Origin of the sequence: Bradyrhizobium murdochi (assembly GCF_000472965.1) — a bacterium.
In the GTDB taxonomy this organism is placed as follows: Bacteria; Pseudomonadota; Alphaproteobacteria; order Rhizobiales; family Xanthobacteraceae; genus Bradyrhizobium; species Bradyrhizobium murdochi.
Window position 1 is genome coordinate 36200 of record NZ_AXAU01000022.1, and the last position, 26573, is coordinate 62772.

The 26573-nt window shown below is 61.6% G+C and carries 18 protein-coding genes and 5 pseudogenes; 14 read left to right on the forward strand and 9 right to left on the reverse strand.

Annotation, left to right across the window (positions count from 1 at the left end; translation table 11 throughout):
* Positions 1-743 precede the first annotated feature (743 nt).
* Positions 744-1193, reverse strand: coding sequence for a VirK family protein (locus tag YUO_RS0130530; RefSeq protein ID WP_028350646.1), 450 nt, complete (start codon positions 1191-1193; stop codon positions 744-746).
* Positions 1194-2809: 1616 nt separating this feature from the next.
* Between YUO_RS0130530 and YUO_RS0130540 the strand changes: the two genes are divergently transcribed.
* The 9 genes and pseudogenes from YUO_RS0130540 to YUO_RS48090 all read left to right on the forward strand — a co-directional run.
* Entirely contained in the window at positions 2810-4012 is a 1203-nt protein-coding gene (locus YUO_RS0130540; RefSeq protein WP_028350648.1) for a cytochrome P450, read from the forward strand.
* Positions 4013-4103: 91 nt separating this feature from the next.
* The gene (locus YUO_RS0130545) at positions 4104-5393 is read left to right on the forward strand and encodes a cytochrome P450 (protein ID WP_028350649.1); all 1290 of its coding nucleotides are present in this window, start codon (positions 4104-4106) and stop codon (positions 5391-5393) included.
* Between the two features lies 1 nt (position 5394).
* Entirely contained in the window at positions 5395-5703 is a 309-nt protein-coding gene (locus YUO_RS0130550) for a ferredoxin (RefSeq protein ID WP_028350650.1), read from the forward strand.
* Positions 5690-6535: an SDR family oxidoreductase gene (locus tag YUO_RS0130555; protein WP_028350651.1), complete on the forward strand. Its 846-nt coding sequence runs from the start codon at positions 5690-5692 to the stop codon at positions 6533-6535. The genes YUO_RS0130550 and YUO_RS0130555 overlap by 14 nt, the downstream gene beginning before the upstream one ends.
* On the forward strand, positions 6535-7878 hold the full coding sequence (locus tag YUO_RS0130560; protein WP_028350652.1) for a cytochrome P450: 1344 nt from the start codon (positions 6535-6537) through the stop codon (positions 7876-7878). The genes YUO_RS0130555 and YUO_RS0130560 overlap by 1 nt, the downstream gene beginning before the upstream one ends.
* A 149-nt stretch (positions 7879-8027) precedes the next feature.
* Positions 8028-9026 carry a polyprenyl synthetase family protein gene (locus YUO_RS0130565; protein ID WP_028350653.1) on the forward strand — a complete coding sequence of 333 codons (999 nt, stop codon included), beginning with the start codon at positions 8028-8030 and terminating at the stop codon, positions 9024-9026.
* Between the two features lie 241 nt (positions 9027-9267).
* Positions 9268-10818, forward strand: coding sequence for a hypothetical protein (locus tag YUO_RS0130570; RefSeq protein ID WP_028350654.1), 1551 nt, complete (start codon positions 9268-9270; stop codon positions 10816-10818).
* Positions 10815-11717: a terpene synthase family protein gene (locus tag YUO_RS0130575; RefSeq protein WP_028350655.1), complete on the forward strand. Its 903-nt coding sequence runs from the start codon at positions 10815-10817 to the stop codon at positions 11715-11717. The genes YUO_RS0130570 and YUO_RS0130575 overlap by 4 nt, the downstream gene beginning before the upstream one ends.
* Before the next feature lie 28 nt (positions 11718-11745).
* Positions 11746-11964: pseudogene (locus YUO_RS48090) on the forward strand (type 2 isopentenyl-diphosphate Delta-isomerase); the annotation flags it as partial.
* A gap of 222 nt (positions 11965-12186) precedes the next feature.
* Here YUO_RS48090 and YUO_RS46660 read toward each other — a convergent pair.
* Complete coding sequence (locus YUO_RS46660; RefSeq protein WP_156908832.1) at positions 12187-12363, reverse strand: hypothetical protein; 177 nt, start codon at positions 12361-12363, stop codon at positions 12187-12189.
* A 1060-nt stretch (positions 12364-13423) separates the two neighbouring features.
* Here YUO_RS46660 and YUO_RS48095 point away from each other — a divergent pair.
* Positions 13424-13619: pseudogene (locus YUO_RS48095) on the forward strand (IS5/IS1182 family transposase); the annotation flags it as partial.
* Between the two features lie 196 nt (positions 13620-13815).
* Here YUO_RS48095 and YUO_RS0130590 read toward each other — a convergent pair.
* Both YUO_RS0130590 and YUO_RS0130595 read right to left on the reverse strand, forming a co-directional pair.
* Entirely contained in the window at positions 13816-14235 is a 420-nt protein-coding gene (locus YUO_RS0130590) for a hypothetical protein (RefSeq protein WP_235782884.1), read from the reverse strand.
* A gap of 576 nt (positions 14236-14811) precedes the next feature.
* Positions 14812-15675: a hypothetical protein gene (locus tag YUO_RS0130595; RefSeq protein ID WP_028350658.1), complete on the reverse strand. Its 864-nt coding sequence runs from the start codon at positions 15673-15675 to the stop codon at positions 14812-14814.
* Positions 15676-16456: 781 nt separating this feature from the next.
* On the opposite strand from YUO_RS0130595, the gene YUO_RS0130610 reads away from it, so the two are divergent.
* The 3 genes and pseudogenes from YUO_RS0130610 to YUO_RS46670 form a co-directional block, all read left to right on the forward strand.
* Positions 16457-17332, forward strand: a complete 876-nt coding sequence (locus YUO_RS0130610) for a hypothetical protein (RefSeq protein ID WP_028350660.1) — start codon at positions 16457-16459, stop codon at positions 17330-17332.
* A 1388-nt stretch (positions 17333-18720) separates the two neighbouring features.
* Positions 18721-19140, forward strand: coding sequence for a DUF7694 domain-containing protein (locus tag YUO_RS49065; RefSeq protein ID WP_156908833.1), 420 nt, complete (start codon positions 18721-18723; stop codon positions 19138-19140).
* 1314 nt (positions 19141-20454) lie between these two features.
* Positions 20455-20588: pseudogene (locus YUO_RS46670) on the forward strand (IS5/IS1182 family transposase); the annotation flags it as partial.
* Between the two features lie 410 nt (positions 20589-20998).
* Here YUO_RS46670 and nopM read toward each other — a convergent pair.
* From nopM to YUO_RS0130650, 5 genes and pseudogenes are all read right to left on the reverse strand, one after another.
* The gene (nopM, locus tag YUO_RS0130635; RefSeq protein ID WP_028350662.1) at positions 20999-22738 is read right to left on the reverse strand and encodes a T3SS effector NEL-type E3 ubiquitin ligase NopM; all 1740 of its coding nucleotides are present in this window, start codon (positions 22736-22738) and stop codon (positions 20999-21001) included.
* Between the two features lie 251 nt (positions 22739-22989).
* The gene (locus YUO_RS46675; RefSeq protein ID WP_235782890.1) at positions 22990-23217 is read right to left on the reverse strand and encodes a recombinase family protein; all 228 of its coding nucleotides are present in this window, start codon (positions 23215-23217) and stop codon (positions 22990-22992) included.
* Between the two features lie 36 nt (positions 23218-23253).
* Positions 23254-23619, reverse strand: a pseudogene (locus YUO_RS49070) (transposase family protein); the annotation flags it as partial.
* A 65-nt stretch (positions 23620-23684) separates the two neighbouring features.
* Positions 23685-23828: pseudogene (locus YUO_RS49075) on the reverse strand (IS5/IS1182 family transposase); the annotation flags it as partial.
* 346 nt (positions 23829-24174) lie between these two features.
* A complete protein-coding gene (locus YUO_RS0130650) occupies positions 24175-24912 on the reverse strand; it encodes a carbonic anhydrase (protein WP_028350663.1) in 738 nt (245 codons plus the stop codon).
* Positions 24913-25348: 436 nt separating this feature from the next.
* On the opposite strand from YUO_RS0130650, the gene YUO_RS42295 reads away from it, so the two are divergent.
* A complete protein-coding gene (locus YUO_RS42295) occupies positions 25349-25633 on the forward strand; it encodes a Mom family adenine methylcarbamoylation protein (RefSeq protein WP_028350664.1) in 285 nt (94 codons plus the stop codon).
* The last annotated feature ends 940 nt before the right edge of the window (positions 25634-26573 follow it).

The window sequence follows — 26573 nt, forward strand, 5'->3', positions numbered from 1 at the left end:
ACGAACTTACAGGGGCTACATGCACGCACCGGCGAGTAAGCCGGCTGTAGAAACATGGCCCTTTTAAGCGAGTACGGCCGCACGAAACGGAATTCGCGCCGGCATTCGGCCGAGCAAATCGCCGAGACCGCCGCATCTATCCGGCAATAGGCGGGATGATGCCGATCCTAGCCGCCGAACGATCAGGCTCGGCACGGTCAAAGCCAGATGCAGGAGATTTCATTAGCGAACTGCGGTTGATGAAATGTCGCCGCATGTTGGAGAGAACACTAGCGGCCGCAGTTCCGCAATCGATGGCGAACGAGAGCAGCGACTTCGTCCATCTTGTTCTAAGAGGCGCATGTCACTTCGAGGGTAGCGATGCTGAAATCGCCGCAGCCTTCGGTGCGCTTGGGAGCGCCTTCTCGACTTCCGCTACGGCTCGAGAGGGTTCGGTCTGCTCGGAATTCTCATGGTAAGGAGACGACGAGAATGACCACGCTCGCGGTCGCGGATCAGCTATGGCCGTCATTACGGACAGGCGGTCGGCCGGTTCTTCATACACAATATTGACCATTCAGTGTCCCTTGCGAACGCGGCCGAGTTCTTCAACAGTCTGAGGTCGGCACCACCTCATCGGATGCTGCTTCATTAAACGGTAAGTAACTTTGGCGCTTGGCCACCGGCTACGAAAAGACGGCCAGAATTGACCTGGCCGTCGTCACGATTTCGGTTACGGTGTTATAAAAACTGCACTCGAAAGGTCAGGGGAGCGAAGAAACGAACTTTGCGCCGTCCGGCAGTTCGCACACGAATTCGCCCTGATTCACTACTTGGGTCGCCCCGACGATCAGCTTGGAGGCCCGCACCGTAAGCTTGCCTTCGCGGCTGAGGCTGTGACGAATGTATTCCGTCACTGGCTGTCCCGAGCTATCCACGGTTTGATGGGCATTGGCAAAGCTGATGCCGTTCTGGGCGGTCACCCTGAAGGCGCTAATAAGCAGCCCCGCCTGCGTCGCTGGCCCGGGCTTGCCGCCATCGAGCGTAGTACAGCGGCTTAGGTCCAATATGAGCTTCACATTCTTGCCAGCCTGCAGAGCACTGAGCACCTCGGCGTATTTCGGCGAGGGCTCATCGGCCTTGGCGATCGTGCTCACGCTCACAGCCGAAAGCAAAGAAAACAGGATCGACAGGCATCTGCGACTAAACTTCATACGCTCTTCTCCTTCACAACAACACCGCATGCGACGCATGCGGCAATTACGATGTCGCGTCCGCAAACAGCTTGGCGGATTCCGGACAGCGTGCATGTGCGCTTCGCAACAACTACATGTGTCGCAACCGCTTGCAAGTCGTTGCGAAGGCTAATCCAACCTCACAAGCTCGTAGGTAAGGTTTGCGAAGTGGCGTCACGATTTGCGACATCCTGTGCACTGTTTGGTCCAAGGGTGGCAGCGTCCAAAGGAGGAACGGCAATAACGTAAAATGAAGGAGGCCGATATGAGCGAGAACGTGCAGGTTAGGACTCTCATATAAGCGTGAGCGGAACAGCTTCGAATGAGCAACGGGCGTTCTTGCCGCGCAATTTGTGTGGTCGCCTCGTCAGGGGACCGCTGCCGCCCGAAGGAAGGGTCCGGAATGGACGGGCGGCGAAACTGATACAATAGGAGGACGAGCAAAATACTTGATAGTTCAAGGTGTGTGTGTGAGTTGAGCTCGGTCTACCGAAACAAACCTGGCGGAATGTCAATGGCGCGACGGCAGCGTTGACTTCTTGACCACGCGCTTCGCGCGGCTCATGCAATGACGAGCTGACCCGCGTCGCTCCCGCTCAAAACGGAGCGTGAGATGCAAACTCGTTCGCTAGCATGCGGCGGTGCGTCGCGAGCTCATCTGCTTAGACGTTACGTAGATGTCCCTGCTGCGCAATCAAATGGAAGCTCATGCGTCGTCATGATTTGTGACGCAATAATTCTAATCCGTTCGGATACCCGCGCCCCTCTGGCCACACTGCGCAACGAAGTCTCGCCGACATCGAAATCCGGCGATCGTCCGGCCACTAAGGAGGAAATGGCCCATAAGTAGACGCGTCCTGCCGCAATTGAAATCCGTGCGCCCGACGCCGGCGAATCGACGCCGATCATCGGCACTATTTCGCGTGGCATATCATTTGCACGGGTTTGTCTGGGTTGGACGGCCAAGTGCCGCGCCATCCCCAACCGGCCCCACGCACCTTATACCCGGCAGTGTGCGTTGGGCCGGTGCTGTTGCAGCATAGGAGATCGACGCTCGACCGCATTCAGCGGCGTTAAGTCGGATGCAGCCGCTTGTGCGATGCCCGATACAACGGCCAAGAACGCTGCCCTCAAGCGCGCCGGCAGGATGGAATGGCAACGCGCGGGCATGACATGATCTAGCGCCTGCTCGCTGACAAACTGCCGCGCAACGTGCGCCTCGGCGCCGACACCAACGCGTTCGAGGGGGATTTCGACTGTGTGAAGAAGGAGCGGTTAACGCGCCCAGTGTACGGCGATAGAGAAATGCCGCAGCTGGCCCCTCCAACGTACAGGCGCGTGAGTTTTGCGTCGCTCTTGGTCGTCATCGCGATGCTATTTCAAGGCCAAGCATGCATTTTTTCGCTTTGAGCTTAGGGGGCTACTACAACATTCGGTAGTTGGCTAAAGCCAAATTGAGGCCCTAGGGTCTGGCCGCCTTCCCCGCCGATCATCGTCGACGAACAGAAGTGAACGCAAGCGCAAGTGAAGCCGCTGCCCGCAGCACCTGCCGGTCACCTTCCGCCCTTCCGTCGCTTAGAGAGTGAAGTGCCACCATGTCCGAACAACCTTTGCCGACGCTGCCGATGTGGCGCGTCGATCACATCGAGCCCTCGCCCGAGATGTTGGCGCTACGCGCCGACGGTCCGATCCACCGCGTGCGCTTCCCATCCGGGCACGAAGGCTGGTGGGTGACAGGCTACGACGAGGCCAAGGCGGTGCTGTCCGACGCGGCGTTCCGGCCCGCGGGAATGCCGCCGGCCGCATTCACCCCGGATTCGGTGATTCTCGGTTCGCCGGGGTGGCTGGTCTCGCACGAGGGGGGCGAGCATGCCCGGTTACGCACGATCGTGGCGCCGGCCTTCAGCAATCGCAAGGTGAAGCTGCTCGCGCAGCAGGTCGAGGCGATCGCCGCGCACTTGTTCGAGACGCTTGCGGCCCAGCCACAGCCCGCCGACCTGCGGCGCCATCTCTCCTTTCCGCTTCCGGCCATGGTCATCAGCGCGCTGATGGGCGTGCTCTACGAGGATCACGCCTTTTTCGCCGGGCTGTCCGACGAGGTGATGACGCACCAGCATGAAAGCGGCCCGCGCAGCGCGTCGCGCCTGGCCTGGAAAGAACTGCGCGCCTACAATCGCGGCAAGATGCGGGACAAGCGCCAGGATCCGGGCGACAACCTGCTGACGGATCTGCTCGCGGCGGTCGACCAGGGCAAGGCGACCGAGGAAGAGGCGATCGGCCTGGCGGCGGGCATGCTGGTCGCGGGGCACGAGAGCACCGTCGCGCAGATTGAATTCGGCCTGCTGGCTATGTTCCGCCATCCGCAACAGCGCGAACGCCTGGTCGGCGATCCATCCCTGGTGGACAAGGCGGTGGAGGAAATCCTGCGCATGTACCCGCCTGGCGCGGGCTGGGACGGCATCATGCGCTATCCGAGAACCGACGTGACCATCGCGGGCGTGCATATTCCCGCGGAGAGTAAGGTGCTGGTCGGCCTGCCGGCGACGTCGTTCGATCCGCGCCATTTCGACGACCCGGAAATCTTCGACATCGGACGCGAAGAAAAGGAGCACCTGGCGTTCTCCTACGGACCGCATCACTGCATCGGCGCGGCGCTGGCCAGGCTGGAACTCAAGGTGGTGTTCGGTTCGATCTTCCAGCGCTTTCCCGCGCTGCGCCTGGCCGTGGCGCCCGAAGAACTGAAGTTGCGCAAGGAGATCATTACCGGCGGGTTCGAGGAGTTCCCGGTGCTCTGGTGATGCGCGGACGCCGCCGGGGATCGCGATCTTCTCCGCAATTGCCGGCGCATGGCGCGCGCCGGTCAGATCAGCCAGCCAACAGGTAACCAAGATGGACGTGCAAGAAACCACGGCAGCATGCCCCGACGCCTTCGCCGAACTGGCCTCGCCAGCGTGCATCCACGACCCGTATCCGTTCATGCGGTGGTTGCGCGAGCACGATCCGGTCCATCGCGCGCCGTCGGGCCTCCTTCTGTTGAGCCGCCACTCCGACATCTACTGGGCGCTCACGGCCACCGGCGATGCGTTTCGGGGACCGGCGCCGGGCGAACTGGCGCGCTATTTCCCGCGCGCGGCGACCAGCCTGTCGCTCAATCTGCTGGCCTCCACGCTAGCGATGAAGGACCCACCGACGCATACGCGTCTGCGCCGGCTGATCTCGCGCGATTTCACCATGCGCCAGATCGACGACCTGCGGCCGGGCATCGCGCGCATCGTCGCCGCGCGCCTGGACGGCATGGCGCCCGCGCTGGAGCGCGGGGAGGCCGTGGACCTGCATCGGGAATTCGCGCTGGCCTTGCCCATGCTGGTCTTCGCCGAACTGTTTGGCATGCCCCAGGACGACATGTTCGGGCTCGCCGCCGGCATCGGCGCCATTCTGGAAGGCCTGAGCCCGCACGCCAGCGATCCCCAGCTCGCCGCGGCGGACGCGGCCAGTGCCAGAGTGAAGGCCTACTTCGGCGGCCTCATACAGCGCAAGCGCACCGATCCCCGGCACGACATCGTGTCGATGCTGGTCGGCGCACATGACGATGATGCCGACACGCTGTCGGATGCGGAGTTGATCAGCATGTTGTGGGGCATGCTGCTGGGCGGCTTCGCCACCACTGCTGCGACCATCGACCATGCGGTCCTGGCGATGCTGGCGTATCCCGAACAGCGGCACTGGCTGCAGGGAGACGCCGTGGGGGTGAAGGCATTCGTCGAAGAAGTCCTGCGCTGCGACGCGCCCGCGATGTTCAGCTCCATTCCGCGTATCGCCCAGCGCGACATCGAACTGGGCGGCGTGGTGATCCCGAAGAACGCGGACGTGCGCGTGCTGATCGCGTCCGGCAATCGCGACCCGGACGCCTTCGCCGATCCCGATCGCTTCGATCCCGCGCGGTTCTACGGCACCAGTCCAGGCATGTCGACCGACGGGAAGATCATGCTGAGCTTCGGCCACGGCATTCACTTCTGCCTCGGTGCGCAACTGGCCCGGGTGCAGTTGGCCGAGAGCCTGCCGCGGATCCAGGCCCGCTTCCCCACGCTGGCATTGGCCGAGCAGCCGATCCGGGAGCCCTCCGCGTTCCTTCGGACGTTCCGCGCGCTCCCGGTGCGGCTGCATGCGCAGGAGAGCTGAGATGCGCGTCGTGGTCGACCAGGATCTGTGCGGAACCAGCGGGCAGTGCGTGCTCACGCTGCCGGGCACCTTTTGCCAGCGCGAACCGGACGGCGTGGCCGAAGTGTGCGTGGCGACGGTCCCGCAGGCGCTGCACGCCGCCGTGAGGCTCGCGGCGAGCCAGTGCCCGGTCGCCGCCATTCGGGTCATCGAAAGCGACGCTGGCGATGACGAGCGCGCCAGCGCCGACCCTGCGCCTTCTCCAGAGGAGGCCGAGCGGCATGCCGCGAGAGACCAACGCAATCCAGGAGGACACGATGGGACGGTTTGAAGGCAAGGTGGCCGTGGTGACCGGCGCCGGCGCCGGCATCGGCAAGGCATGCGCCCTCGCCATCGCGCGCGAGGGCGGCAGAGTGGTGGTGGCCGACATTGATGGCTCGGCGGCTATCGCCTGCACCGCGCAGATCGGGGCCGAAGCGGGCCACGCGCTCGCCCTGGCGATCGACATCGCCGATGCGCAGGCGGTGGCAGCGCTGTTCGAGACGGCGGAGCGGCACTTCGGTAGGGTCGACCTGCTGGTGAACAACGCGAGCGCGATGCATCTGACCCCGCGCGACCGCGCGATCCTCGAGCTGGACCTGGCGGTCTGGGATCAGACCATGGCGACCAATCTGCGTGGCACGCTGCTCTGCTGCCGGCACGCCATCCCACGGATGATCGCCCGCGGTGGTGGCGCGATCGTCAACATGTCGTCGTGCCAGGGGCTCAGCGGTGACACCGCGCTGACATCCTACGCCGCATCGAAGGCGGCGATGAACATGCTGTCGGCCTCGCTCGCCACCCAGTACGGTCATGCGCAGATCCGCTGCAATGCGGTTGCGCCGGGTCTCATCATGACCGAGCGTCTCCTCGCCAAGCTGGACGCGTGCATGCAAACCCATCTGCGCCGGCACCAGCTCCTGCCGCGCATCGGCCGTCCCGACGACGTGGCCGCGCTGGTGGCGTTCCTGCTCTCCGACGATGCTGCGTTCATCACCGGCCAGGTCGTGTGCATCGACGGCGGCATGCTGGCGCATGTGCCGACGTACGCCGACGGTGGCAACAGCCGCGCCGCGCGGCCTTCCGGCGAGACCGCCGAAGCGGACGCGTCGCCGCGCTGCTGATGGACATGCTGCTCAACCCGCTGAACCGTCGGCATCGGCTGCGGCACGACATCCCGGTCGTGCCCGGCGCTTTCCCCTTGGTCGGGCATCTTCCCGCCGTCGTCTGCGACCTGCCGCGCCTGCTGCGGCGCGCGGAACGGACGCTGGGCAGCCACTTCTGGCTGGATTTCGGCCCTGCCGGACACTTGATGACCAGTCTGGATCCGGATGCTCTCGCACTGCTCCGGCACAAGGACGTTTCCTCGGCGCTGATCGAAGACATCGCGCCCGAATTGTTTGGCGGAACGTTGGTCGCCCAGGACGGCATCGCGCACCGGCAGGCGCGCGATGCGATCCAGGCGGCGCTCCTGCCCAAGGGGCTGACCCAGGCCGGCATCGGCGAGCTGTTCGCGCCTGTCATCCGGGCGCGCGTGCAGAGGTGGCGCGACCGCGGCGACGTAACCATCCTGCGCGAAACCGGCGACCTGATGCTCAAGCTCATCTTCAGCCTCGTGGGAATCCCCGCGCAGGACCTGCCGGGATGGCATCGCAAGTACCGGCAACTGCTGCAGTTGATCGTCGCGCCCCCGGTCGACTTGCCCGGACTGCCGTTGCGGCGCGGCCGCGCCGCCCGCGACTGGATCGATGCGCGGTTGCGCGGGTTCGTCCGCGCCGCGCGCGAACATGCCTCGCGCACCGGGTTGATCAACGACATGGTGAGCGCCTTCGATAGCAGCGACGATGCGCTTTCCGATGACGTCCTGGTCGCCAATATCCGCTTGCTGCTGCTTGGTGGTCACGACACCACCGCCTCGACGATGGCCTGGATGGTGATCGAGCTGGCGCGGCAGCCTGGGCTGTGGGACGCCCTGGTCGAGGAGGCGCAACGCGTGGGCGCGGTGCCGACCCGGCACGCGGACCTGGCGCAGTGTCCGGTCGCCGAGGCGCTGTTCCGCGAGACGCTGCGCGTGCATCCGCCGACGCCGCTCCTGGTGCGTCGCGCACTGCGTGAATTGCGACTCGGCCAACGGCGCATTCCCGCGGGCACCGATCTGTGCATCCCGCTGCTGCATTTCTCGACCTCGGCGCTGCTGCACGAGGCGCCTGATCAGTTTCGGCTGGCGCGGTGGCTGCAACGCACCGAGCCGATCCGGCCGGTGGACATGCTGCAGTTCGGTACCGGCCCACACGTCTGCATGGGCTACCACCTGGCATGGCTGGAACTGGTGCAGTTCTGCATCGCCTTGGCGCTGACCATGCACGAGGCCGGGGTGCGGCCTCGGTTGCTGAGCAGCGTCGAAAAAGGCCGGCGCTATTACCCGACCGCACATCCGTCCATGACTATCCGCATCGGATTCTCATGAGCTGGCATTGCGTGTCCCTGTGGCGAGGAAGCAGCGCCGGTGACGCGCGGCACTTCTGCACTCGGCGCGCGCGCTCGGTGCGACGCCGGCAACACCGCGGGGCTCGCCGCTCGACGTGGCCGTCTCCTGTCAGGAAGGACATGAGCAACATGCAGACCGGTTCCACGCTACACGACGACCGAACTGGCGTTTCCGCGCTCGGCGGATTGGGCGCGCAGGCGCGCGGCGCATCCGGCAGGCTGCTGCCGGAGATCTGGATGCAGGACGGCGCAAAGCGGGTCGAACAGGTGCTGGCGCGTCTTCTCTGCGCCGAACATGATGGTGAGACCGAGCTGATGGCGGCCATGCGCTACGCCACCTTGCATGGCGGGAAGCGCACCCGCGCCTTGCTCTGTCTGGCTGCCGGGGCACTGGCCGACACGCCAGCGCACATGCTCGACGATGTCGGCGCCGCCATCGAGATGATGCACGCTTGTACCCTGGTCCACGACGATCTGCCCGCGATGGACGACGACGTGCTTCGCCGCGGCCTTCCGACCGTGCACGTCAAGTTCGGCGAAGCTACTGCGATCCTGGTCGGAGATGCGCTGCAGGCGCACGCCTTCCTGGCCCTGGCGACCCTGGATGCGCCGGGCGACAACCGGATCGCGCTCGTGCGCGAACTGGCGCAGGCGGTGTCCGCCGAGGGTGCCGCAGGCGGGCAGGCCATGGATCTGTCGCTGGTTGGAAAGCACGTCGAGCTGGACAGGATCCTGGCGATGCACCGGATGAAGAGCGGAGCGCTCGTGCGCGCGTCCGTTCGCATGGGCGCGCTATGCGCCATCGCGGAGGATGCCGCGCACGCTGCGCTGTACTGTGCGCTCGATCGCTACAGCGCCTGTTTCGGCCTGGCGTTGCAGGTGATCGACGACATTCTCGACGTGACAGCGGATACCGCGACGCTGGGAAAGACCTCCGGCAAGGACGCGGCGGCGCAGAAGCCGACCTGCGCGTCGATCATGGGACTGCAGGCAGCACGCCAGTTCGCGCTGGATCTGTTGCGCGACGCCTGGGAGGCAATCGCCCCGCTGGGGCCACGTGTGGAAAGGTTGGCGCAGATGCTGCAGCGGGCCAACGCGTATCTGTTCAAGCACGCGCCATGCGCATGAGCGCGCCCTCCGCGTGGAGTCGCCCCTGTGCCGCTGCGATCGGCCGGCGGCAGCGGTGCATGCTGCACTGTGTCCGAATCCGCGGCGCCGGACCGGCGCAGCATCGGGGCGCGTCGCCGCGCCGGAGCAGGGCGGCCGTCCGGCGCTCCCCATGCGCCGGGCCGCAACGGGACTGCGGCGACGTGCGCGGCGTCTGCCCGATCCTGGTTCTCGTCGACCGTCTGCAGAAGGAACATCCCGCGTGAACGCGCTGTCCGAACAGATCCTTTCCGAGTTGCGCCACCTGCTGAGCGAGATGAGCGATGGCGGCAGCGTCGGTCCGTCCGTCTACGACACGGCGCGAGCTCTGCAGTTCCACGGCAACGTCACCGGTCGGCAGGACGCATACGCGTGGCTCATCGTGCAGCAACAGGCCGATGGCGGATGGGGAAGCGCGGATTTCCCGCTGTTTCGCCATGCGCCCACGTGGGCGGCGTTGCTGGCATTGCAGTGTGCCGATCCTCTTCCCGGCGCTGCCGACGCAGTCCAGGCTGCAACCCGATTCCTCCAGCGCCAGCCCGATCCCTACGCGCATGCGGTGCCGGAAGACGCGCCGATCGGCGTGGAGCTGATCCTGCCGCAGTTTTGCGGCGAGGCCGCATCCTTGCTGGGCGACGTGGCGTTTCCGCGCCACCCGGCGCTGTTGCCGTTGCGGCAAGCGCGCTTGGTCAAGCTGGGAACGGTGGCGACGTTGCCGAGCGGCCATCCGTTGCTGCACTCCTGGGAAGCCTGGGGGACGTCGCCGACCACCGCATGCCCGGATGATGACGGCAGCATCGGCATTAGTCCGGCGGCCACCGCCGCGTGGCGTGCGCACGCCGTGACAAAGGGGAGCACGCCGCAGGTCGGGCGCGCCGACGCGTATCTGCAGGCGGCATCGCGGGCGACGCGTAGCGGTATCGAAGGTGTCGTACCTAACGTCTGGCCGATCAATGTGTTCGAGCCATGCTGGTCGCTGTACACCCTGCATCTGGCCGGGCTGTTCGCGCATCCCGCGCTCGCCGAGACGGTGCGCGTGATCGTCGCGCAGCTCGACGCCCGCCTGGGCGTGCGCGGTCTGGGCCCGGCCATGCACTTCGCAGCCGATGCGGACGACACCGCCGTTGCGTTGTGCGTCCTGCGCCTTGCAGGCCGCGACGGGGCGGTCGATGCGTTGCGCCATTTCGAAATCGGCGAGAAGTTCGTCACCTTCCCCGGCGAGCGCAATGCCTCGGTGTCGACCAACATTCATGCCCTGCATGCGTTGCGACTGTTGGGAAAGCCCGCCGCGGGCACCAGCGCCTACGTCGAGGCCAATCGCAACGCGCACGGTCTATGGGACAACGAAAAATGGCACGTTTCATGGCTGTATCCCACCGCGCATGCGGTCGCTGCGCTGGCGCAAGGCGAGCCCCAGTGGCGCGACGAGCGCGCGCTGGCGGCGCTGCTGCAGGCGCAGCGCGACGACGGAGGCTGGGGCGCCGGTCGCGCGTCCACATTCGAGGAAACCGCCTATGCGCTGTTCGCGTTGCACGTGATGGACGGCAGGGAAGAGCCGACTGGGCGCCGGCGCATCGCGCAGGCGGTGGCGCGTGCGCTGGAGTGGATGCTCGCCCGCCATGCGGCGCATGCATTGCCGCAGACGCCGCTGTGGATCGGCAAGGAACTGTATTGCCCCACCCGGGTCGTGCGCGTGGCTGAACTCGCCGGGTTGTGGCTGGCGCTTCGTTGGGAGCGGCGCGTCCTGGCCGAGGGAGCAGGAGCGGCGCCATGATCCAGACCGAAAGCGCGCTGCAGCAGGTGCTGGAGTGGGGGCGTTCCCTGACCGGGTTCGCCGACGAGCATGCTGTGGAAGCGGTCAGGGGCGGCCAGTACATCCTGCAGCGCATCCAGCCGAGCCTGCGCGACACCAGCGCCCGCACCGGCCGCGATCCGCAGGACGAAACGCTGATCGTGGCGTTCTATCGGGAACTGGCGCTGCTGTTCTGGCTCGACGATTGCAACGACCTTGGCCTGATTGCGCCGGAGCAGCTCGCCGCGGTGGAGCAGGCGCTGGGGCAGGGCGTGCCGTGCGCGCTCCCCGGATTCGAGGGCTGCGCTGTGCTGCGCGCTTCGCTGGCCGCGCTCGCCTACGATCGTCGCGACTATGCTCAGCTTCTCGACGATACCCGCTGCTACTGCGCGGCGCTGCGCGCCGGACAAGAGCAGGCGGCAGGGGCGGAACGCTGGTCCTACGCCGAGTACCTGCACAACGGCATCGATTCGATCGCCTACGCGAACGTGTTCTGTTGCCTGTCGTTGCTGTGGGGGCTGGACATGGCGACCTTGCGCGCGCGTCCGACGTTTCGCCAGGTCCTGCGCCTCATCTCCGCGATAGGGCGCCTGCAGAACGATCTGCATGGACGCGACAAGGACAGATCGGCCGGCGAGGCCGACAACGCGGCGATCCTGCTGCTGCAGCGCTATCCGGCTATGCCTGTGGTGGAGTTCCTCAACGACGAGCTGGCCGGCCATACGCGCATGCTGCACCGGGTGATGGCGGAAGAACGCTTTCCCGCGCCGTGGGGACCGTTGATCGAGGCCATGGCGGCCCTCCGCGCGCAGTACTACCAGACCTCGACCAGCCGCTACCGCAGCGACGCTGCGGGGGGAGGCCAGCGTACGCAGGCCTGAACGCGCGGGAGGCGGCGGCGTGCGCGCGCTGCCGTCGGTCCGATCCGACGCAACGCCGTCGCCCGATGCGACGGATGGAGCGAGCGGGAGCGACACCGCCCTGAGCCGGCGCAAGGACAACCATCTTGACCTCATGCTGGATCGGCGAGCGGCGCCGGCCACGGTCGCCGCCGGCTGGCAGTACATCCGGTTCGAACACTGCGCATTGTCCGAGTTGGACCTGACGCGGATCGAGTTGCGCGCCTCGGGTCCGTCGGGCGCAATGGCGATGCGTATTGCGGCGTCTGGCGTTGGTGACCCATAAGTTGGCTAATCCACCCGGCGTGCTACGTACGTGCCTCCAATATTCTTGCGGCCGCGACCCGCTGAGAAAGGTCAGTCGATGACCACAGGTGTGTATGCAAGATTGCGCTTGCCAACGCGTCCATCCTTGTGGCGCTAATTTGGCTGCGTTGGCACGCCGTCTCGCTCACAAGAACGCGTAGATGAGCCAGCAGATACCGACCCACAGGAGCGCGCTGAGGAGGAACGCCGCAAGCGGCCAGGGGTTCCACACCATCCGCGGCTGCGAAGTATCAGCATGCAATGCGCGATCGGCCTTGCCGCCTTCAATCACGCGCGGTTTTGGTTTGATCCGGTGGGTCATCCGTATCCCATGCTTGCGCTGGCTTAGTCGACTAGGGTCCCAGCAAATCGAAGATCACCAAGTCAAGCGAATGTCGCGATCCCGATGCTGACAGGGTCACGGTCGTGAGGCTGGCGAGGCTGATCGACAGCCTTGTCGACTGCCAGATGCCAGCCCCGACCTGCGGTCGAGGTCTGGCCCTTCGAGCACCTAATCATAGCGCTCAATGATCACGTGAGCCTCAGGCCCTTTGGAGATCGATGAACCCAACCTTGGTTCGCGGTCGGCGCTGCTCTTCAACGGCTGCGCAACGTTGCGTGATCTGGTTGTAGCATCGTCCATTCGCGCCCGAGCTCACAGCTGCTTCGCGAGCAGCCGTCCGATTGATGCTCGAGGCTATTTCCTTGGTCGGCGCGGCTAAGTTGGCGGGCGACGGCAATATCAATGTCTGCCGGTCGTACAGTTACGACTAGCGTCAACGCCACATTGATCAAGATCAATCGAACAAGTCTCATTGTGAATTCCTAGGTCGGTGACCGGCGCAGCGCTCTTTAACTGCGGCAATCCTCATCACAGCAATCGGCGTGCCACACGCCGAAGTGCTCTCCACGTCCCTTGAAGAAGGAAAAACCACGCGCGCGAAGCAGAATCTGGGGAATGATTTAGCTGCAGTAGTCGGATTCTCCACATCAACGTCCCCAACCGAACACGACAAGATGGAGAGCAAATGACGCCGCGAAGGCAGCAACAATGCTTTCGCATTTGGGTTCAATCAGGCCCCTAGCCGGCTAACGTCAATCCGTCACGGACGCGAACGTATTTCCCTCAACAAGGTGAGCAGTTGGGGTGCATCTGCAGCACGGCTGATCGCCTCAAGGGGCAAGTGCAAACTCGAGATATGGGGTTACATTGGCATGGCAGCCAGTCAACGTTGGTAGAGCATGCTCTCAATAATAGTTAATTACGTGCCGCTAACCGGGAGGGCATCCCAAGCCGCTCCAGAATAGGACTGCTGCTGCTCAAACCATCTACGGCCTGTCCGAAGGGGGGTGTGCGATCGCTTGGTCTACGACCCGTATTCCACACGCTCGGCGATGCCGTTGATGCAACAAGAAACTCACCGGCGGCACAGTCGAGCGCGCGTATGTGGTTAAGGGCTATCGCGGCCACACAACCGCCAACCCACGCCGCGTCTTCATCTCGGCCAGGAGCACAGGGTCCTGGGAGTCATCGAACGCGAGCTTCGCCCCCGATCCGCTATCGAACCCGTGATCGGTAGAGAAGACCGACGGCCGCTAGTTGTCGCTTATCGGGCCCTCTTGCGCACTGCGGCGCCAACTAGCCTCGGCGCACCGGTTCCCCTGCGGCGGGCCGACCCTTTATCAGCGAGCCTGCGCCGGTCCCAATGCAACCTCAAGTGATCAGAGGGAGCGCGCCAACCTAGAAATTGGCCACGTTCCTGTTGAGCCACTCTCATCCGATATCTTTCGCATGAGGAATGTTGTCTCCGAAGCCGAAGTCCGGAAAGCGCGTGACGAGCGCGGTTTTCAAAAACTGGATATGCCTGATAGTGACTTCTAGCTCGTTCAACCGCCTTTCCCCCTCCGCAATTTCACTACCGAGCAAATTCTGATAGTGGTTATCTTGCGGATCGCGCGTAAGATATTCGTCGGAATCATTGCCCAACGTTACTGCCGACCGCGCCAACGCCTCATCGACACTCGATTTTAGGTTAGCTTGCTCGGCCATTGCGCCTTGCAGCGCGTCCTCTATCGAACGATAGATGGACGTAGCACGGGCACGATCAGTTTCGGCATCACGACTAGTCGATCGGGCCTTGAAATAGACAACGCTGCGCGCCTTTAGCAATCGTTGAAACATCTTCTTCTCCATGCCTAATCGAAGTGGCCGCCGAGTCTTCACACCCAAATCAGCACGAATGCGAAAAGTGAGGCCCACCGCCCCGCGCAATAGGCTAATGCTAATGCTCACAGAAAATCTCGCCGCATCTCACCGATGATCACTGTGGTACATCCGCAAAGTCGGTGCCGTAACAAAGCCGTTTCCTCCTGGTCAGCAAAGTTCGGGACCAACGACATCGGCGTGAGTACGATGTGCTCGCCAGAAGCAGACCGAAAGCTTTCTGCGCTAGCAAGGCTTTGGGCGTAACTCGGCCTCCCAAGCAATCCGGCGGCAAAATCGATTTGATGCCGCCATGGCGATTGTCACCGCATTGGTTGGGCGGCCTGAGCATCGCGCCAAGCTTAAGGGGTCGAGACGAGCTTGGGGGCGCCGAATTGCGCTAAGCGTCCAAGAACCAGCCGAGACGGTTGATAGTCGCCACTGAAGGCCCTTGTGCCACGGGAGCCGTCACATATGCGATCCAGCCTAAGGAGGATCGCTGCATAGGAACCAAGACACGGTCAGATCCGGTCTTCTCCGTCGCGACTCCACAAGATCCCGTCCAATCTACATAAAGTCATCCTCGTAGGAGTACGTGGCGGGACTTGCTGCACTCTCGATATTACTGCTGTCACCGCCCGCAGCTTTGGAGAGATATAATGGAAGTTTGTTTTTACGCTGCCATTCACCGGCAGTGTTCTTTATCCAAATGTCGGGGGACTGGGCAGGGTCAAGAATCATATTGTTCTCGTCAACCGCAACGAATCCCATCTTCGCTGCACGGGCTTTTGACTCTTGATTGGCAGCACGCCAATTGAGCAGCGGTCGTTCGCCGTCGAGCCGAAGTTGATACTCCAACAGATTATCACCTGCGTTCTCGACAAGCGGGTGAGTAACCTGAAGATCTACAACGGATGTGATTTCAGTTCGCCCAGGAAACTGTTCGCGCCACTTGTCGCCTTCGAAATCAGTCATGCTAAATCCGCCTTCCGTTCTTAGAAGTCCGACACTCTGCTTTCCTAATTGATAGCTGAAATATCGCGCGCGCTCGCTATCTTTAGTTGTGCCGTATTTCTCGGCGACCTGAGCGATGCGCTTGGCTTTTTCGGATACGAAATCCGAGTACTCTTGTGGATTATCGGCTATGTGCTTGATTTCATCGTCATAAAAGCGCTTCGCTTCTCTCCTAAATAAAGCCTTGTCGATCTTCACCACTGGAGGTCTGGGAACGAGGGAATAGAACGGCGTTTCTGCCGAAGATGAGCCATCGTTAGAATCCGGCGCGGCTAAGTGCATCTCTGCGAACATGTCCGCGAGCCTTTGCCTGTCCGCATCAGTTTTCTCGGCGCTACTTGCTGACGGTCTCGTTTCGTCACCCTCGCCAAGGAGAGCGTACTGAATATTGGACGAGCCGCTGATTCGGCTATACATGGCGTTCCGCGCTCTTATCGGATTAGTGTTTCGCACTGAGTTCAGGCTGGCCAGAACCTGCGGCTTGATAGTCAGCCAAGCTGACGACAGGCTGACGCAGGCGTCACTCGTCTGCGTGCGCTCTTACGGAAGGATCTGCCCGGCAGAAGAAGCGCTCGCGCGCATGATGGCGTACAAGAGAAAGCCGATTATTGACACAGTGCATACGATGAAGAATTGATCAGTCCTGATCTCTGTTCGCAGGATAGACGGCCGTGTCCCCTCAAGTGACCCGACGTCGGTTGCCTCAAGTTACTGCCGATTATCCGGCGATGGCGGCGACATAGAGCTCCTGCCTTCAGCTCAAAACGGACATTGTCATTTGCCGCACCGCTGTTTGGTCGCGTTCGTCGCAATATCCAATACCGGTGATATTGCGCGCCGGGCGAGGCTTGGATCAGCCGGGTCTCGACGCGATCAGCAAGACCGAGCGCCGCATTGGTCCAAGCGCCCAGCAACTTCGCCGCAAGAGCAATCGAATAGTTGCCGATCACGAAGGCATCTGGACGCCGCGCCTACAACTCCTGGGCCATGCAGAAATCGCCACGTAGGCGGCTAGAATCTCCCGCGAATCGCAATAAGCGTTGCTGGAAAGCCAGCCGCCCCTCGCCGTGCAGCACCGGGCTAGGATGATGCACCCCGCCTGTGCGTCAGCTTATTGTCAGCTCGCGCGCCTATCATGTCTACAGGTCTTCGAGTGGGCCAGTACGGTGCAATTTTTGCGATAGGGAGAGCGAACCGCATGGATAGCAGAATCACTGGTTCTTCCAGTCAATTTCCAAGCGCGAGCCAGGCCGATGAATCGGAGCCATTAGCAGATGGCCGGAGGTTTACGGAAGCGCTTGCAGACACGGCGCCTGGTTCGTCCTCGGAGGCGACACGGCCGTACTCCCTCGTTTCCGTACCTCCCATCGATGAGATCGACAGGAAGTCATTCAAGAAAGAGCTGAGAAAGTTTTACGGTGACGACATCAAGCACATAGCCGATAATCCGCTAGAATACTCGGATTTCGTTTCCAACAAGGCTAGGCAAACAGCGATGCTCGCCAGAGCCGGATCCACCGTACAGGATTCGGATGATGCGCGATATTTCAGCTACCAATTGGGTGACAAGAGTGTCGGGCTTCTAAAAACCGAAGGTCGAAGTCGCATGGGAGGGGAGGCGTGGGAGCGGAACTTTCCTGGGCGAAAACACGTCTCGTCCGTTGTCGCTCTCCGGGTTACCCATCCGCTCGTTGAGAACGCAGGCGATGTTCTGCTGGAACATCAACTTCGGCTTGACGGCAAGCGGGCGTTGGTCATGTCGCGTCCTGCCACCGATGAGGTGCAGCCCCGTCTAGAACAAATGGGCTTTGTTTACGTGGGAGACAAGGAAGATGACAATGAATATGTGCTTGACCCTAGGCAGCATCCCGACAAGTGGACGCTGAACGAGCAGGGAAAATGGCAGCGGGTGGACAAACCTCAGCTATATCTCTCCAAAGCTGAGAGTAGTGATGACGAAAACGAAGGAAGTGTCGAGGAATATTCGGGCGAAGAATACATCGAAACGGATTCGTCGGGGGACGATCCGTCTTGGTACTTCGAACAGCTCAATTTAGGCCCGGGGACTGGCTAGCAGACGTCCCGACGGGTGCGGCTTGGCCTCAAAGTGGCCGACTTCTCGTAGCGGCATGCACCGGGAAGGGGCGCTCCAACGGAGCGCCCGCCACGCGCGGGTGTGCTCCCGATGCGGCGCGCGAGCGGATAGAATCCCTAGTCAGCTGCTCTGAGCTGCTTCTTGCGTCATCTGGCAACTCTCTGGGATTTGAACGCTCCACAAGCATGGACGTATTGCGCGATTCTGGAAGGGCGCTTCGCTGGACGATCAATTGAGGTGTGCCTCCTCATGACCGAGCAATGGGCCAAGCCGAATGTCGCTGCCGCCTGTACGATCTGCGGTTTCAACGACATTAAGCCGGCGCGCTACGGAAGGAGCAAGGGATGAATCAGCCTGGTCTATATCGATGAAAAACACCCGCGCGTGATGCAAACCAGATCGCGCTGTTCATTGATCGATACCGCCAATTGTCTGGAGACTTTCGTCGTCGAGCCGAAGAGGGGGCGCTGCTCGGAGCTCCGCTTACCGCGCCTCATCCGGACCTCATCTTCATGGATAGCGAAATGTCTTGCCGTCGTTGCTGATCTTAGTGCTTGCCAGGATGACCATCCGACGCAAGCGGGGGGCGATTGCCGACATGTCACAGCCTACCGCCTGTGCATTGGCGCGGCTGCTCGTTAACCCCTTCACCAGCTGTTTAGCGCTTGGATCACGAGCGATTTCCGACCGAGGCTTTGGGGAGCCTGTGGCTCGTCCGGCCACTTGCTGAACCGTTCACCAGGTTCGCGGGGCTGCGCTGTGCAAAGAGAGAGGGCCGTCTAGAAAAAGTCGGCCTTCTGATCATCCGATGGTCGCATTCTGCTGCGCGGGGATGCCTGCCCATTCCAAACGAGAAGGCCAGCATCGAAAGAGTTCCTGAATTCGACGGCGGGATCAAGCTCCGAAACGGTCGCCTTGTGATCCAGGCGTTCAACGGGGCTCATTCCATCTGCCGGCCGGGACTGTACTGGAAGAGCAACTGCTTCCGACGGCGCGTTTGCCGTCGTCAAGGGTTCCTAGCCTCGCGAGGCGAGCCGCAGCCGTGGGTTTGCGGCAAGCTTCGAAAGGAACCGGGGATGTAGTGAGCTAAAAAAGGAAAGAGCTGGTGCTGAAATCAAACTCGCAAGCTGGAAAATACCCTTGTGACCTCATCCGTACGGAAACGTACGCGTTTTTCTCAATAAAGGTGACGGAGATGGCTGAAAGTTTATCCTGGCCTCACGGGGAGATGCGTTACCGGCTCGACGAAAGCCGAGCGTCCGCTTGCATGTGTCATTGGAAGCGGGAAGAAGAGAGATGATCTGCATCTGCGGTTTGTTCAGCAGTTTGTTCGAAACCAAATTCATCAGCGAGGCAAAGCAGGGGACGTGAGAGCACAAGTTCTAGAAAAACTCGAGGCCGGCCGCGTACGACACGGCCAATTCGCCAGCGCGCCGGGATCAGGTCCTTGCGGCCTTTTCTTTGTTCAGGGCCCTTGTGGGTGCAGACTCAGGATAGTCGGACTTGTTCGCCCAGGGTGGGAGCATGTCTCCGTCTCCACGCCGCGACGTTGTCCGAACTGGGAGGAGATGTGCTTCGTCAAAGACCTGTTTTGGGATGAAGAGGAGTGCGTGATGCAACTGCATCCGCCTCATTCGCAATACGTAAATAACAGCCGGTACTGTCTGCATCTCTGGAAGCCGACTCGTCAGGACATTCCCGTGCCACCGGCTAGCTTCGTAGGCGTCGTCGGGCTTGGACCCTCTGAAACGGCGATATTTCTTGCACAGATTGGCGGGCTATCGTGAAAGCGGTTTTACTACAACGAATCGGCGCCTCCAACATGGGGCGCCGCCGCACGTATCCGGTACGAACGACGACTGCAATGCAGGGAAAACTCTCTTCAAGACATCTAAGAGGTTTGTTGGGGTTCGTTGGGGAAATTTTCCAGATCTCTTCGGCTGATCAACAATGCCCGGAACTCACGCGAAACGATATCGTTGCCGTCGGGAAACTCGTCAGCTTGAGGTCAGCTCGCATCCTTAGGGTGCCGATCCGTCAATCGGCGCTGAATGATAACCTTATCACGCATCGAGAAGAGCAGCGAGTTATAGCGAGCATGTCTGGCTCTACGGAGGACACGGCACGTGTGGATTGGGTGCCGTTCTGGTTGCGATCGGTCTTGGATGTAGCCGCATTGTGCTGTGTGGCGTGCCTTTTGATGACGACCGTTATAATGACGAGCCTTTTTGGTGGCGTACTGCTTTTGCTTCATCTGAGGCGGCGGGCTCGGTCGGTGCAAATCGCAACGTCTATTGTGGAAGCTGGACCAGATCGCTTTCGAGCGAAAAATGAGAAGCATGTCGGACCGCACCAAGAAGTGGTTGGGTGGCGCACACAAACGCGACCCGCGGCCTCAGGAGATACGATCGAGTAGGACCCGCAGTAGTCGACCGTTTGAAAACAGCGACCGCGCCACATGAGATGCGCTCCTGTTTTAGTTTCAACTTGCAAGAACGGGGAAACGGGTTCGGTCCTCTGGACCGGCCGATGTCGTTGCACTGCATCAATAAGGCGCGCCTGAGGAGGACAGCGCCCCTCAAAGCAGAGAGTATACTCATCGCAGTGTGCCTCAACACTGAGTACCATCAAGATCAATCCGGCATACGGCAATGATCTAGCGTGTGGCTGCCTCGCGGGCGCTGACGCAGTCGCCAATCGACGATGGAGTACAACGAGCCGTTCCCCGTGGGCGCCGCAGCCGGCCTATTTGCCAGCCCAAAGTGTCAGTCAGTCGACCCGCCATTCTGGGATAAAAACTTCGAGGCACATACCTCCGGCCGGGCAGATCAGTCGTCTTACGAGCTGGGTCCGCTGCCGAGTATGTCTTTATACCTTCCCCTGGAGTGGCAGCACGGCGCACAGTCGGTGCCGGAAGACCTTAAGGAGGGACTGCGCTTGCAAAACGTGCTGACAGGCGCGTCTCAACCGGGGACAAATCTCATCCTTCAGGGCGTAATTACACCGCCACCATTGGGCCGGCAAGCTATGAGAGTGATGTTTTTCTGCGCCCAACCGAATAAGGGGATGACAATCTTCGAGAGTGGGGCCGTTCAATGACCGACCGGCTGCTGGAGGGCGACATCGCGGCAAAGTTCTGCCGGTGGTGCTGGCGCAGCCCAAGGTTAAGAAGCTTCTGTCGAGCGATCACTTCTCGGGCGATGGCACGGTGATCGAGGCCTGGGCCTCGAGTAAGCGCGACTAGCCGGTCGTTCGGCGGGAAGCGGGCTCGCTTGCTGCGAGCCCACGTCGAACAGCAACTCCCTTGCTCAGACCTGGCCACATCGCGTCACGAGCAAAACTCGGCAGTCCACAACTGGACCGTCCCAAGCCTGCGAGCTAATGCTGCAAGTCTCTTGAGCCGCGTTTATTGCTCCCGCCGCGTGCCCTTCGATCACCATTTCTGCCCACTCGACTCCTGCCCATCGCTCTTGAGCGGGCCGAAGGCTCTCTATGGCCCGGCCAGCGTTGTTTGACTCCGCTGACGAAAGTCGAGCGCCAAGCGGCAATCGTCAGCGGCAGTTCGAAGATGATATCAATTGCACGTTCGATCTTTAGGTAGCGCCACAGAGCAATGAAATATCCCTGCGGGAGTCTTGGGAAGTCTCATTGTTCGAGGCCACGGTCTGCGAGCAGCCGGTGCATGACCTCGCGTTTGATCTCGCCAGCGATTTGGTTTCGGACTTGGGCTCCGAGTACCCGCTCGGCATCCGCATCGCCTAGCAGACCATGCTCGGCCAGCCGCTGATCGAGGCGGCTTTGAAACTCCTCGCCCATAGCTTCGACGAGCCGGTCTTGCATCGCTGCATATTCGTCCGGAGCGATGCGCCTCAGCACCGTCTCCCAGGGTTGCCAGCGGGTTGCCATGTAGTCGCTGAACTGGTTCGCTTCCCGCTCCCGGACCAGGTCCAGCGCCTGCGCCGCATCATCCTCGCTTACGTGAGAGACCGCCAGGAAGCGCATGTCAGGGGCGAAGTGACTGAGCTCCAGCGGCTCCCGCAGCAGATGTTGATAGGCGAGGTAGACTTCGATGTCGTCTGCGTTCGGGTCGTCGCTGACGAGCGAGTTGACCCTGTCGCGCGCGATCTCGTCCAGCGCCTCCAAGCGAAACGCAATACGGCCGCGCTGGATCAGTTCGCCAAGGCGATCGTCATATACCCCGTCCTCGACGTCTGCGTTGAGGCGCGCGGTCTGCATACCGTTCCAGTGCAAGGTAACACGATCCTCGCAGCTCGCGTTGGCCTCGGAAGCTTGTGCAAAAAACTGCTCGCGCAAGCTCGGGTCGGCCGCCGCCTGCCGCAGATTATCAGCCACTGCGTGCCGAAACTCGTCATTGCCGTAGTTCACGGTCCCTCGTAGCCTCTCTAGGAACCGTGCGTAGTCCTGGGCGCCTGGCTCATCCCCAAAGTGCTGCCATTCGGCCAGCGCCGCCGGGTCGTCTGCGAGCCAGTGCGCGGCAGCCTCATATAGAGATTGCTGCGCAAGCTGCGGTGGCGCTTCAGCCCCCGCCAGATTAGCGAGGATGTCGTCCGGCAGCGGGTTATCCCCGAACTCGAGGTTCTCCAGATGCGGGTAGCTAAGACTCGGTAGAAGACCCTCAAGAAGACCCTCAGGCAGGCTGGTCAGCCGGTTACCGCTGAGATTGAGCGATTGGAGCGTGCTCGGAAGGAGGGCGGGGAGGTTAGCCAATTGATTGCTGCTGACATCGAGTTCAATGAGCCCCGATGGGAGGGACTCGGTGAGGTCGGTCAGCTGATTGCCACTAACCGCGAGCGAGGTGAGCCTGCTCGGGAGAGCGTCGGGCAGGCTAATTAGTCGGTTGTCGTTTGCGTTCAGGATCTCGAGCCGAGCCGGAAGGTTGGCCGGCAGACTGATCAAGCTGTTATCGGCCACCTCCAGCCGAGAGAGGGTCGCCGGAAGAGCGTCTGGCAAACTGGTCAACCGGTTATGGCTAATGAGAAGATGCTGGAGACCGGGTGGGAACGTAGCTGGCAGGCTGCTTAGCTCGTTGTGCCTAGCGCGCAGTTCCAGCAATCTTGGCGGCAGGGCGGCGGGCAAAGCGGTCAGCGAGAGGGACGACAAATCCAGCGAGTGCGAGCCTGCGTTGTCCGAATCCCTGATTCGTGTGCGCCCCTGTCGCCGATTCTCGGCTTCGCCCTGCCCCTCTTCGGCAACCCAGTTGTCCAGGATCTGCGCGCGCGCGGAGGCTGGGGTCCGATACCCTGTCAGGGTTTCGACCCAATCCGCCATGGCTCGGCTGAAGCCGCTGAAATAACTTTCCTGCTCCCCCTCTTCGGAAGGGGCCGAGGAAGAACCTGCACTCCACTGTGCCTGTCCCGTGTTCATCAATTTCTCCATTGTCAGAACAAGAATACCCCCCGCTTCTCAAGCTCGCGAAGCAGGTGGTTGCGCAGCGCAATGATCATTCGACAGCCGGTGCACGTGCGCTGCGGCTCCCGCCCGACTCGAGTCGGTACAGGCTCACACGAGCCCAACCGCGGCAAATGGATCGATACTGCTGCGAGCTTCTGCCATTTCGCTGACCAGATAAGCCGTCAACATGGAAGCGTTCTGCCCTTAGCAGGCCTACCTGTCGATTAGCTGACGAGTGTCGCTGCAGAACACGCAGTTCGCTCCACTGTTGCCACCAGCGACCGAAGCAGGTCCACCTTGCGGGTGAGCCGGTCAAGCTTCGCAAAGACCAGCTTGGCACCGATTGCCTTGGCATGTGAGAGGGCCGCCGCGAGCTTGGGGCGGTCGGAGCGCCTGCCGCTCTCGGTTTCCACGTACTCGGCCGCTACCACCGCCCATCCGGGCAAATCCACCAGCCGGAGCGAACTCAGGACTGGGTAAAACCTGGGGGCAAGGTCAACGGCAGCCAAGAAGTTTCTGGCAAGTTTGCCATAGCGAGTTGCGACACGCCTGAAGTCCTTGAGGCCGGCAGAAACAGCGCTCGATAACATTGCGGCCTTTGTAGTGCGTCTACTGAAGCTGTGGAGGGGCACCCTGTTGGATTTGTTTGGAATGACAGGCTTCGCGCCGCGGCTGACGATTTCGGCGCGAAAGCCGTCGCCATCGTCCAAAAGGACGGCCCTGCGGCAATATCGGCGTCTTGGCGTGGAGTGAGATGGAAATGCGCAAGGTTTGCAATCAGGGTCGCTCAGCGCGTGGATTTTTGTGGTCCGGCCACCGCGCGAGCGGCCGATCGCCTGTTCATGCTCTCCCTTTTCTGCCGACTGAAACGATTATAGATCGTCGCGTAAGGACCATAGTCGGACGGGCAGTCGTGTCAGCGCGAGCCTCACTGAAGAATGTGAATGGCGCCGCTGATGATGCGTCGATCGTCATCGCGCGCCGGGCCGGTCTGGTTCGTCGGCAGATGCGGCTGTAGCTGAGCCCAACTGCTGGTCGTCGAGCCGGAACAGCCTTTGCGCATCGAAGTCCTCCGCACCGAATCAGCTCGGCGCGAGGGAATCAGAGTTCGCCAATTAGGTGCAGACCCCTAGGGCGCCTCGTGCATTAATCCTGCTTGGTGCGGCTTACTCGATGTCCGCTTTTCCCGATACGACCAAATACCGCAGCGCAGCGAAATGACGCGATGGGCCCAACAGGCGATACAGCAGGTTGGCTGAGTACGAAAAGCCGCAACTGAGGCTTTGCGGCCCCGAAACGTGTTCAGGACTGCGGAGAGCCAACGACCTTCTGCTCGTGGCCATCTCGCGCGCGGCGCCGCAGGGTTGTGGTCGCCCGCGGCCGCGCGAAACGGCCCGTTGCTGGGAGTGTCAGCTCAGCAGCTCGACGCTGCCGGTGTCGAGCCGATAAAGACCGCCGACGACCTTCAGCTTGTTCTGCTCAACTGCCGCGTTCAGAATCGGGGTTGCCGATTTCAGCTTGTTGACGTTGTCCACCACATTTTGCCGAGTTGCGTTGGCGAGTGCATCCCCGCTTTGCTGCGATGACGCCTTGACCGCGGGCGCAAGTGCGGCGATGAGGGACGGGATGTGCCCCGGCGGCGGCTTGTCGTCTTTCAGCGACTGGATGGTAGCATCGACGGCGCCGCAGCGGTCGTGGCCGAGCACCAGGATCAGCGGCGTATTTAGTACCGCAGCGGCATATTCCATGCTCGCGACCGTGTCATCGTTGGCGAAATTGCCTGCAACGCGGCAGACGAACAGATCGCCAAGTCCGCTGTCGAATGCAAATTCGGGTGCAATACGCGAATCGGCACAGCTCAGGATCGCGGCATGTGGATTTTGCCCACCGATTAAGACCTCGCGTTCGTGCTTGAAACCGTGGCACCGCGAAGCGCCCTGGACATAGCGTGCATTGCCTTCCATGAGCCGCTTCAGTGAAGCGTCCGGCGAGAGCACGTTGTCGGGCTTGGGTGGTGCTTTCGCCTCCTTCGCGTCAGCAATCCTGTCGCCAAGCAGCACGCCAACCGCCGAAGCAGCGAACAACATTAGGGAACGCCGAGACGGCGCGAGCAGGTGAGGTAGATTCGGGGAGCAATTTTCACACATGTTTCCTAGCCTGTGCGGTTTACAACGTCTGCGTCAAGAGCGCTTGAAATGTGCTTGTAAGGTGTATGGATTACGAGAAAACGTCCCGCGTGGCGCGCGGTTAGGTGGGCTTGATGCCCGCACTGGACAGATGAACGCTCAATGGCATCGGCCCCCGTGTTTGCGCAAGAAACGCGCCGCCAGCAGATTGCTTCGAGGCGCCATTCAATTGCCTCCATGGCGCAATGGAAGTCGTATCGAGCAGTTGAGGCGTCCGCCTTGGGTCACACTCGACCGGGTCGAGGCAGCACAAAGGCCGGCAATATCCGTTATGCCACAAAGCGGAAGTGAATTCGGAGCATTGGCGCCACCACGACGGGCCGTTGTGGGTTGATCGCACTGCCGTGACTCCCGAACCGGAGTCTCGAACGATGCGCGACGAACTCAGTGACTGACCATGGGACACGCCAAAGAAATCCGCGTCGCGACGATCGCGAAGAAGGATGCCGAAGCGCGGATCACGCCGTTGCATTACAGCCCCAAGACGGTCAACAAATTCATTCCTGTTTATCGGCGGCCGGCTCGAAGTCGCTATACATCTTGCCCGTCGATGGATAAAAGCCACATCCAAGGGCTGGTGCGCGATACGCCATGGAATGGATTTTTCGAGTTGAACCGGCTGGTGTTCTTGGAAGCATTGCCGCACAATAGCAGGAAGCCGCGCGCTCCGCACTGCGGATGATCAAAAGGCATTATCCGCACACATCGAGTGGGTGATCTCGTTCGCCGATGGGTGCCAGTGCGGCGACCGGACGATCTGTCGTGCGGCTGCCTTCGTGCTGACCGGGATCAAGTTGAACAGGAGCTTGCTGCGATTGCCCAACGGCTCGATCACACACAAGGTGACGCAAGTGAAAGGCAAGAAGCGCGCGGCTCATCTCACCAACACTGGCGGGCTCATGGTCAGGCGGGGGCGTGCCGCTCGACGGCCAACAGATGCGATATATCTACTTTCACAAACCCGAGGCGCGTGCGCAGCTAACCGGCAGAGAAATCCCGTATGCGGAGATCGAGCAGCGTGGCACGGGCATGTATCGCGGTATTGCGCGTGGGCAAGCAGGCGATGGCGAGGTCCCTCGGCACAGCTGCGCGGCAGCGGCGACCGCCACGCCCAGTGAGTTGATCTGGGCAATGCCCGCGCTGAAGTTCTTGGCGATGAATTATGAGAAGACGCCTTCAACCTGGACGTCGCCGCCACCATTGGGTGGAAAACTGGAATTTTGGCGTCGTTCCTCGCGAATGAATCGGCTCAAGGGCCTTAAGACCAACCGGAGTAAGCCTATAAGAAGAGGTAGTTGAAGTACTGCTGCTTGCACGGCGCCTCACTTCTCAGTCGGTCCGGAAGGACCTGCATCACTGATGCCCGGGCGACTTATAAGCCGGAAGAAGTGTGGAACGTGGAGCGCTAAGCATGACGACATCGTCTTCTTGCTCTTGGCCGATTTCCCGTTGCCGCTGCCGGTCCGGGTCCCCCTTCTCATAGTCAAGGTGATCGCTCAGCTCCGCACCAAGCGCCTCAATCAGCGTCTTTCTTCAGCTGCCTTAAAAGCCCGTCCGTACCTGTGAGGTCTTTAGGCTTTTCATAGTTAGCAAGCAGTAGTCCAGTAGTTCAGGGTGTAAAC